Raw genomic sequence first — 2,324 nt, 5'->3', positions numbered from 1 at the left:
GAATATGTACATTATTTCAATTTTGAAAGACCTGCTTACTGTTTAAATTACAAAACCCCTATCCAATATAAAATGGATAAGGGTTTCTAGTTTTTTATTAATGTCTACTTTTGTTTGACAACTCCACATGCGTGAACTCTTTTATTTTCATTGGAAATAAATAAATTCGTTATTTATGTGAAATACTTTAAGTTTTAGGTTGCATTTAAGCCCCTTTTAAGATATTATTATTAAGCAAACAACATGCCCGAGTGGTGAAATCGGTAGACGCACTGGACTCAAAATCCAGCGAGGTAAAACTCATGACGGTTCGAGTCCGTCCTCGGGCACCAATATGAAAACAACCCACTATATAGTGGGCTTTTTTATGCTTAAGTTTAGCATGGGGATACATTTAAGTGGTAGTGGACATTTTGTTTAATACATCAACAGCTTTATCCTGACTTTCAGCAAATGCATGGGTATATACTTTTAGAGTCATCTCAACTGTTGAATGTCCTAGTCTTTTTGAAACAATATTAATTGGGACGTTATTTTGCATTAGAAGCGTCGCGTGTGAATGTCTTAAATCGTGTAACCGGAATTCAAGCCCCATTCTTTTGAATGCGTATTGTATCGTGTTATTTGGAAGAGGGGCTTTGATTCCAAAAATAAAGTCTGATTGTTTTATATCAAATCCTAAATTCAAATCTCAACCGCACCACCCAAGGTGCGGTTGTTTTTGTATAATAAAAGGAGCCCACCCGACTATGAACTGAACCCCAAATTTTGGACAAGCTAATTATCTTTTAAATTTAAGGATTGATTCCTGTATTGAACAGGGGTCAGTCCTTTTTAGTTTGCTCTTAATTCTCTTGTTCTTATAATAGTCGATATATTCATCAATTGCATCAACTAATTCTTCTACTTTTTTATACTTATGTTCTTGGTCATAATACATTTCTGATTTTAGTAGCCCAAAAAAGCCCTCCATGAGTCCGTTATCAATACTATTTCCCTTTCTTGACATACTTCTAATCATCGAATGTGCTTCTAATTCTTTCACATAAAATTTATGTTGGTATTGCCATCCTCTATCCGAATGAATAATTGTTCCTTGCGTATCGTTACAAGTAAATTCCTTGTGAAGCATGTCTCTAGTTTGATCCAAATTAGGACTTGTAGATATGTTGTAAGATACAATGTATCTACCATATGCATCAAGTATTGGTGAAAGATAGATTTTCTTCCCTTGCACATTAAACTCAGTGATATCCGTAAACCATTTTTGATGGGGTTTATCAGCTTCAAAATCCCTTTGAACTCGATTCTCAACAATGGTTCCCACTGTCCCTTTATATGAAGAATACTTATGTTTCTTTCTTATGATTGAATGTAATCTCATCTTATTCATAAGTCTCAAGACTTTCTTGTGATTTACACGAATTCTTCGATTATTTAGTTCTAAAGTAATTCTACGATAACCATATCGTCCTTTGTGATCATAATAGATTTCTATAATCTCTGCATGAGTTCGTCGTTTTTGGTATCAAAATCAATTTTTGAAACGCAGAAGTAGTAAGTAGATCGAGCGAGTCCGGATATTTTTAAAAGAATCTCTAAGGGATATTTTTGTCGTAGTAAGGAGACTACTCTGGTTTTTTCTTCTTTTCGCGCTCCACCCTTTGTTTCACTACGGCATTCAATTTTTTTAAATATTCATTCTCCGCTTCCAAATACTTGTTTTTTTTCTTCAGTGCCTTTAGTTCATCATTAACAGTTAATAGTTTAGTTGATTTTGTTATAGATGGTTTACCTCGTTTCCGTTCTATGACACTATAGCCGTTTTCTTTATAATTTTTAATCCAATTGTAAGTCAATCCATCAGAACTTAATCCAAGCTCGATGGCGACAGCTATTGTACTTTCTCCATCCATTAATATCCGATTTATTACTTCTAACTTAAATTCATGAGAATAAAAGTGATTTTTGTTTCGTCTTAGAACATTGGGGCCATGTTGATCGATAAGTCTTACCAAATATTTAATACTTGATTTATTAATACCATACTCATTTACTAATGAACATACTGATTGTCCTAGCTTTCGTTTCTCATATATTTCAATTTTTTGTTTTCGTGTTTGCTTAGCCATAAAAAACCGCACCTCCTCATCTTTGTCCAAGATTCGGGGTGCGGTTCACTAAAAGGAACTCCCACATGAAGTATAAACAATTAGATAAAAAAATGAAAGACCAAATTGATATTCTATTAAGCATCGGCTACTCTATGCGCAAGGCAGCACGTAAACTCAATATATCTCATTCTACGATTTCTAGATATAAAA

2 protein-coding genes, 1 tRNA gene and 1 pseudogene are annotated in these 2,324 nt (G+C 33.7%); 2 read left to right on the top strand and 2 right to left on the bottom strand.

Features of this window, described 5'->3' with window-relative positions:
* Positions 1 to 245 precede the first annotated feature (245 nt).
* Positions 246 to 332: transfer RNA gene (locus tag EPJ90_RS08495), tRNA-Leu, on the top strand.
* Between the two features lie 62 nt (positions 333 to 394).
* On the opposite strand, the gene EPJ90_RS08725 is transcribed toward EPJ90_RS08495, so the two are convergent.
* Together EPJ90_RS08725 and EPJ90_RS08485 are read right to left on the bottom strand one after the other, a co-directional pair.
* The gene (locus tag EPJ90_RS08725) at positions 395 to 688 is read right to left on the bottom strand and encodes a tyrosine-type recombinase/integrase (protein ID WP_207106273.1); all 294 of its coding nucleotides are present in this window, start codon (positions 686 to 688) and stop codon (positions 395 to 397) included.
* Between the two features lie 89 nt (positions 689 to 777).
* Positions 778 to 2,132, bottom strand: a pseudogene (locus EPJ90_RS08485) (IS3 family transposase).
* A gap of 65 nt (positions 2,133 to 2,197) precedes the next feature.
* Between EPJ90_RS08485 and EPJ90_RS08480 the strand changes: the two are divergent.
* A partial coding sequence (locus tag EPJ90_RS08480; protein ID WP_200542982.1) for a helix-turn-helix domain-containing protein occupies positions 2,198 to 2,324 on the top strand: 127 nt, incomplete at its 3' end.

Source organism: Erysipelothrix sp. strain 2 (EsS2-7-Brazil), from assembly GCF_016617655.1.
Lineage (GTDB): Bacteria > Bacillota_I > Bacilli_A > Erysipelotrichales > Erysipelotrichaceae > Erysipelothrix > Erysipelothrix piscisicarius.
Note: the sequence above shows the minus strand (reverse complement) of the source record. Positions and strands in the feature narration are given on the sequence as shown.